The organism is Prochlorococcus sp., from assembly GCF_965655815.1.
GTDB lineage: Bacteria > Cyanobacteriota > Cyanobacteriia > PCC-6307 > Cyanobiaceae > Prochlorococcus_A > Prochlorococcus_A pastoris.
This window is the reverse complement of record NZ_CBFHHZ010000006.1, coordinates 59,885-67,439: the sequence shown is the minus strand read 5'-3', so window position 1 is coordinate 67,439 and position 7,555 is coordinate 59,885. Positions and strand designations below refer to the sequence as shown.

The 7,555-nt window shown below is 29.1% G+C and carries 3 protein-coding genes; 2 read left to right on the top strand and 1 reads right to left on the bottom strand.

The genetic code is table 11. The features are described 5' to 3' along the window. On the bottom strand, positions 1-2,987 hold a 2,987-nt coding region (gene cobN, locus ACTF45_RS07980), incomplete at its 3' end, for a cobaltochelatase subunit CobN (protein WP_438949737.1). A gap of 71 nt (positions 2,988-3,058) precedes the next feature. Between cobN and ACTF45_RS07975 the strand changes: the two genes are divergently transcribed. Beyond that, positions 3,059-3,973 carry a branched-chain amino acid transaminase gene (locus ACTF45_RS07975; protein ID WP_438949736.1) on the top strand — a complete coding sequence of 305 codons (915 nt, stop codon included), beginning with the start codon at positions 3,059-3,061 and terminating at the stop codon, positions 3,971-3,973. Between the two features lie 21 nt (positions 3,974-3,994). After that, the gene (metH, locus tag ACTF45_RS07970; protein ID WP_438949735.1) at positions 3,995-7,555 is read left to right on the top strand and encodes a methionine synthase; all 3,561 of its coding nucleotides are present in this window, start codon (positions 3,995-3,997) and stop codon (positions 7,553-7,555) included.

The window sequence follows — 7,555 nt, the reverse complement described above, 5'->3', positions numbered from 1 at the left end:
TCTGAAATTGGATTTAATTTTTTATCTTCGTCAAGTTGAGAAACTAATTTTATAGCTTTGTAAACTAAAGATATTAATTGAGGAAATGCATCCCTAAACATACCCGAGATTCTTAAAGTAACATCAACTCTTGGTCTATTAAGAATACTTAAAGGAATTATTTCTATATCAATGACTCTTCTAGAAGGACCATCCCAAATGGGTTTTACGCCTAGTAAATACAATATTTGACAAACATCCTCCCCTCCGTTTCTCATAGTAGATGTAGCCCATACAGAAATTGCTAATTTTTTAAGGTCTTGTCCATTATCCTGTTTATATAAATCAATTATTTGAGAAGCTGATTCACATCCAACAATCCATGCCGATTCTGTTGGTAAGCCTCTGGAGTCAACAGAAAAAAAATTTTTACCTGTAGGTAGAACTTCAGTTTTACCTCGTGTTGGAGCTCCTGATGGTCCGCTACTTACATATATTCCATTTAAAGCATTTATAAAAGATGCCTTCTCATTTACGGTCGATTTAACTATAGGTTCTAATATTTCTTTATGAATTAGATTAAAAAAATCTTTATGTTTTTTATCTACATTAAATAATAATAATATATTTTTATTTTCTAATATTTCTAATTCATTTAGAGTTATTTGGTCTTTGTAAAAATAATGATAAATTAAATATTTTGCTTGATTTTCTATAAATTCTAATGCTCTTCTAAAGCTATTGATATTATCTTTTGAATAATTACTAATAATTTCTTTATCGTTATCACTAAGAACTTGATCATAGTTATTAGTCCATGGATCTAAATCTAAATTAAGATTTGAAGAGATGTATTGGATTATCCCACTACGTTTTGAAGTTGGAACTCTTGCAATACTTATGATTAAATTAATTTCATTTATAAATTTTTGTCTACTTCCAAAGATGTGAAGACCAGTTCTTATTTGTGATTCTTTTAGTTCACATAGATATGAGTCAATTTTTTCAATTTTATTTGATTCGTCAAAAAATATAATATCCTTAAAATCGTTTTTAATAATTTCTAATATAGATTTTTCAATAATGTTTATTCGCTTAGAATTTAATAACTTAGCCTCATAGTATTCGTCTAAACATTGTTCTAAAATCGAGAGTTTTCCATACAAATCAGATCTATCTAAAGGAGGTGTTAGATGATCAATTATTGTTGAATGAGTTCGCCTTTTTGCTTGCGATCCTTCTCCTGGGTCATTAACAATAAATGGATATATATTTGGAATTGGTGGACAAATAATACTCGGGAAGCATTCATCACTAAGTCCTATAGATTTTCCTGGTAACCATTCAATAGTGCCATGTTTACCTATATGACAAATAGCATTCGAATTAAATTTACTTTCAATCCAATAATATTGGGCTAGATATCTATGGGGTGGTGGTAGATCTGGAGAATGTATATCTTTATTAGATTCAATATCGTAACCTCTTTGAGGTTGAATTAGTAAACATATTTTTCCAAATAAAAGACCATTAATCGAAAAACCTTGTTTTTCTAAATCTTGAGAATTAGATGGAATACCCCATCTATCAACGATAAGATTTTTAGGTTTAAGGGATAGTTTGTTCCAAAATTCTAAGTATTCATTTAATGATAAAAAATCAAGAGGTTTATTATTTTGAGATTCAATATCATTTGTTCTAGTTTTTATAAGTAACGACATTAGTTCTGATGAATTTTTAGGTAATTCTCCAGAACCAAGATCATAACCTTCATCTTTTAACCAATAAAGAATATTAAGGACAGACTGCGGAGTATTTAAACCGACTCCATTTCCAATTCTTCCATTTTTTACAGGATAATTTGCAATTACTAATGATATCTTTTTATCAAAATTATTTAAATTAGTTAGTCTTAGATAATTACTTGTAAGTTTTGTTATCCATTTAATATTTCCAAAATCAACTTTGTAACTTGTAATTTTGCTACATAAGGTTCTATTTACAGAAATAATCTCTTTAAAAGCACAAGGTTTTGTTGTAATTCGTCCATCAAATTCTGGAATAATTATTTGCATTAATAAATCTGTTGGATTCATTCCAGTTGATGAGTGCAACCAATTATTTCTGGATTTATTAGAAGAGAGTATTTGAAGGATTGGAAGATTAAGTGATTTAAAGATATTCAAATTATTATCTATATTTTCATTAGAACTATTAAGCGAGGAAGAAAAAGAGGTAGTTGTTATTAGTAGTCTTATATCTTCTTTTTTAAAAAGATTAATCAATTCCTTCTGAACATCATAATTTTTTAAAGTTGAAATGAATACTGTTTTAGGTGACAAACCATTACACCTTAGTTGAGATATTAATTCATTTGATAATTCAATTTCATTAGCTAAAAACAATGATTTATAAGAAATTATTCCAACCTTTAATCCTTTTTCATTTTTCCAATCATATTGATAAGGATCTGGATAGCTGACGTTAGAGATATATTTTTGTGGAATATTAGTTTCGTTAGATGATAAATAACTTAAACAATAAAGAAATCTTCGATAATTCTCCTTTCCTCCTGACTTAAGAAGTTTACTAATTTTTAATGAAGTATCTAAATCTACGCTACTTAATTCATTTAGTGATAAATCCTCTTCATCAGTTCCAGAAAGAATTAAAAGAGTCTTATTAAGATTTACTTCTTTCCATTTTATTAATTGTTCAAGGCCATAACTCCATGTCCCTTTATCACCAAACAATCTTAAAACAACTATTTTTGCATAATTTATTGTTTTTAAAAAATAATTATCTATTTGTGCGGGTGTATTTAGGTTTGAAATTTCTAATGCTCTAAAATTATCCTGGAATAAAAGAAATTCTTTATCTTCAATTAAATCAGAAATTATATTAATATCAGCTTTTACGCTTGTGATAAATATAAAATCAGCTTTAGGATGTTCAATTAAATCAACGTTATTATTTTCATTTCCAGCAATATTTAATATCCTATGCATTTATATATAACAATTAGGTTTAGAATACTTAAGTAAGTTAGAACAATTTTAACTCATTTCTAAAATAAAATATGCAAGAATTTCTTCCATATGCCTGGTTTGAAGGTAAGTGTATACCCTTTAAAGATGCAAAAGTGTCAATAGCAACTCATGCACTTCATTATGGAACAGCAGCCTTTGGAGGAATGAGAGCTATTCCAAATCCATCTAATAAGGATGAATATCTTTTATTTAGAACAGATAAACACATAAAAAGGTTATCTCAAAGTGCAAGATTGCTTTTAACAGAAATATCTGAAGAATATATATTTAATGCACTAAAAACAATATTAAAAAAAAATAAACCTACAAAACCGATCTATATAAGACCTTTTGTTTATACAAGTGATTTAGGTATCGCTCCAAGATTACATAATATAGAAACTGATTTCTTCATTTATTGTATTGAACTAGGAGACTATTTATCTCCCGATGGTGTGTCTTGTAGGATGAGTAGTTGGACAAGACAAGAAGATAGATCTCTACCTTTAAGAGGTAAGATAAGCGGCGCTTACATTACAAGTTCATTAGCCAAAACGGAGGCTAGTTTATCAGGATTTGACGAAGCATTGCTGTTAAATTCTAGTGGTAAAGTAAGTGAAGCTAGTGGAATGAACTTATTTATAGTAAGAAATGGTGAACTGATTACCCCAGGAGTTGATCAAGACATCCTAGAAGGAATTACTAGAGTTAGTGTTATTGAATTAGCGAAATCATTTGGTATAAATGTCATTGAAAGACCTGTTGATAAAACAGAATTACTTATTGCTGATGAAGTATTTCTAACTGGTACAGCAGCTAAAATTACACCTGTAAAGCAAATAGAATCAACAAATATTAATAATGATCGTCCCATAATGAATAAATTGAAAAATAAGCTTATCGAAATAACGGAAGGCCGTTCACAAGACTATGATGATTGGATAACTCGTATCGATATTAGTTAATTTTAATTTTCCTTTTAAATTATGGTTTCATTTAGAAATTATTTAAATAGAGATGATAAACCAATTATTATTTTCGATGGCGGGACAGGTACTTCTTTTCAAAATCTAAATTTATCATCACATGATTTTGGTGGAGATGAATTAGAGGGTTGTAATGAAAACTTAGTCTTATCCTCTCCTAATACTGTAGAACAAGTACATAATTCATTTCTTGAAGCAGGTTGTCATGTAATTGAAACTAATACATTTGGTGCTTCATCTATTGTTTTAGACGAATATAGTATTTCTAATAAAGCTTATGAAATCAATAAAAAAGCAGCTCAAATAGCTAAAAAATGTGCAAATTTATTTTCATCTATTAATACTCCTAGATTTGTCGCTGGATCAATTGGGCCAACTACAAAATTACCAACATTAGGTCATATTGATTTTGATAAGCTTAAAGAATCATATGAAGAACAAATAAATGGTCTAATTGACGGAGGTATTGACCTTCTACTGATTGAAACATGCCAAGATGTTTTACAAATAAAATCAGCATTATCTGCTTCTCAAGAAGTTATTAAAAACAGGAATATTGAATTACCAATAATGATATCCATAACTATGGAAACCACAGGAACGATGCTTGTCGGGTCAGATATAGCCTCTGCATTAACAATATTAGAGCCATACAATATTGATATTCTAGGACTGAATTGTGCAACTGGCCCAGTTCAAATGAAAGAACATATTAAGTATTTAGCTGAAAATTCACCTTTTGCAATTAGTTGTATACCTAATGCAGGATTACCTGAAAATATAGGAGGTGTTGCTCACTATAAATTAACTCCATTAGAGTTGAAAATGCAGTTAATGAACTTTATTTATGATTTTAACGTACAACTTATTGGCGGATGTTGTGGTACCACTCCTGAACATATCAAGCATCTATCCTCAATCATTGAGGAAATAGTTGATAAAAAAATAAATAAAAAACTTGCTACTGCAAAAACAAATTTTGTTCCTTCAGCAGCTTCTATATATAACGCAGTTCCATATAAACAAGATAACTCAATATTAATAGTTGGAGAGCGTTTAAATGCTAGTGGATCAAAAAAAGTAAGGGAATTACTAAATGAAGATGATTGGGACGGCTTGGTATCAATTGCTAAGCAACAGCAAAAAGAAAATGCTCACATACTAGATGTCAATGTTGATTATGTAGGAAGAGATGGAGTTAAAGATATGAAAGAAATCACCTCAAGATTAGTTACAAATATAAACCTTCCATTAATGATTGATTCAACAGAAGCAGATAAAATGGAAAGTGGATTAAAGACTGTAGGAGGAAAATGCATTATAAATTCAACCAACTACGAAGATGGAGATGACAGATTTAATCAGGTCTTAAAACTTGCATTAGATTATGGTGCTGGAATAGTAATTGGAACTATTGATGAAGATGGAATGGCAAGAACATCACAGAAAAAATATGACATTGCAAAAAGAGCATTAATTAAAACTAGATCAAGTGGCCTCGCAGATTATGAGATATTTTTTGATCCTCTAGCATTGCCAATATCTACTGGAATTGAAGAAGATAGATTAAATGCTAAAGCAACTATTGAAGCTATATCAAAAATAAGAAAAAGCTTTCCAGATATTCATATTATTTTAGGGATATCTAATATTAGTTTCGGGCTTTCACCATTATCAAGAATTAATCTAAATTCAATATTCCTAGATGAATGTATAAAGGCAGGATTAGATTCAGCTATTATTGCACCAAATAAAATATTGCCTCTTTCAAAAATATCTGCGGAAACAAAAAAATTATGTTTGGATTTAATTTATGACAGAAGGAAATTTGAAAATCATATATGTATATATGATCCATTAGTTGAATTAACAAAAGCATTCCAAGATTTAACAATCAGTGACTTTAAAAAAGCATCTACTTCAAATAAAAACCTCACCTTAGAAGAAAAGCTTAAAAACCATATTGTTGATGGAGAAAAAATAGGTTTAGAAGAACAATTAAATAATGCGCTTAAAAAATACAAACCACTTGAAATAATTAATACTTATTTATTAGATGGAATGAAAGTAGTCGGTGAACTATTTGGATCCGGCCAAATGCAATTACCTTTTGTATTGCAATCAGCGGAAACAATGAAATTTGCTGTTTCAGTGCTAGAACCGCATATGGAAACAGTAGATGAAAAAATATCTAACGGAAAATTACTAATAGCCACTGTTAAAGGAGATGTTCATGATATAGGTAAAAATTTAGTTGATATAATTCTCTCAAATAATGGTTTTGATGTAATCAACCTTGGAATTAAGCAGGATGTTTCAGCGATTATTGATGCACAAAATAGACACAAAGCAGACTGTATTGCTATGAGTGGTTTACTTGTTAAATCTACGGCATTTATGAAGGATAATTTAGAAGCATTTAACAATGCTGAAATTAATGTTCCAGTTATTCTTGGAGGTGCCGCATTAACTCCAAAATTTGTGAACGAAGATTGTAGTCAGATATATAAAGGTAAAATTTTGTATGGGAAAGATGCTTTTACAGATTTACAATTTATGAATGACTATATGGATAGTAAAAAGAAGGGTAATTGGTCTAATGAAAATGGTTTTATTAATACTGATGACATTCAAATTAAATTAGCTTCCCCAAGCTCTTCTGCTAAAGATAAAAATTTAAATAAAAATCTTGAAAAAACCAAAAGTATTCAATTAATTGAGAATTTTAATAGATCTAATTTTGTAGAAGAAGAGGAACCTATAAAGGCCCCATTTTTGGGAACTAGAGTTCTTCAAGATATTGAAATAGACTTTGACAAACTTATTTTTTATTTGGATAAAAAAGCATTATTTAGTGGTCAATGGCAAATTAAAAAAAACAAAGGTCAATCAGTAGAAGAATACAATAATTATTTAGATTCATATGCAAATCCATTACTTGAAAAATGGATCAATATTATTTTAGATAAAAACCTAATTTCACCAAAAGCAGTATATGGTTACTTCCGTTGCGGGAGGGATGATAATAGTATTTATCTCTTTGATAATGTATCAAATAAAAGAATTTCTGAATTTAATTTTCCTAGACAAAAATCAGGAAATAATCTTTGTATTGCTGATTTTTACTGTGATCTTAAAAATAATGAACCAGTAGATATATTTCCAATGCAAGCAGTAACAATGGGGGAAATAGCTAGCGAATATTCCCAAGAATTATTTAAAGCTGATAAATATAGTGATTATTTAATATTTCATGGTTTAACCGTTCAATTAGCAGAGGCTCTTGCAGAATATGTTCATTCAATAGTAAGAATTGAATGCGGATTTAAATCATATGAGCCAAACAATAACCGTGAAATATTAGCTCAAAAATATAGAGGAGCTAGATACTCATTTGGTTATCCAGCTTGTCCAAAAGTTTCTGATTCAAATATACAGTTATCATTACTGGATACAAAAAGGATTAATTTAACAATGGATGAATCAGAGCAATTACATCCTGAACAAAGTACTACTGCTATAATTTCACTTCACTCAAAAGCAAAATATTTTAGTGCCTAA

Bases quoted from the DNA above. Each gene is read 5' to 3' on its own strand.
- metH (WP_438949735.1), top strand. From the start codon at position 3,995: ATGGTTTCATTTAGAAATTATTTAAATAGAGATGATAAACCAATTATT.
- ACTF45_RS07975 (WP_438949736.1), top strand. From the start codon at position 3,059: ATGCAAGAATTTCTTCCATATGCCTGGTTTGAAGGTAAGTGTATACCC.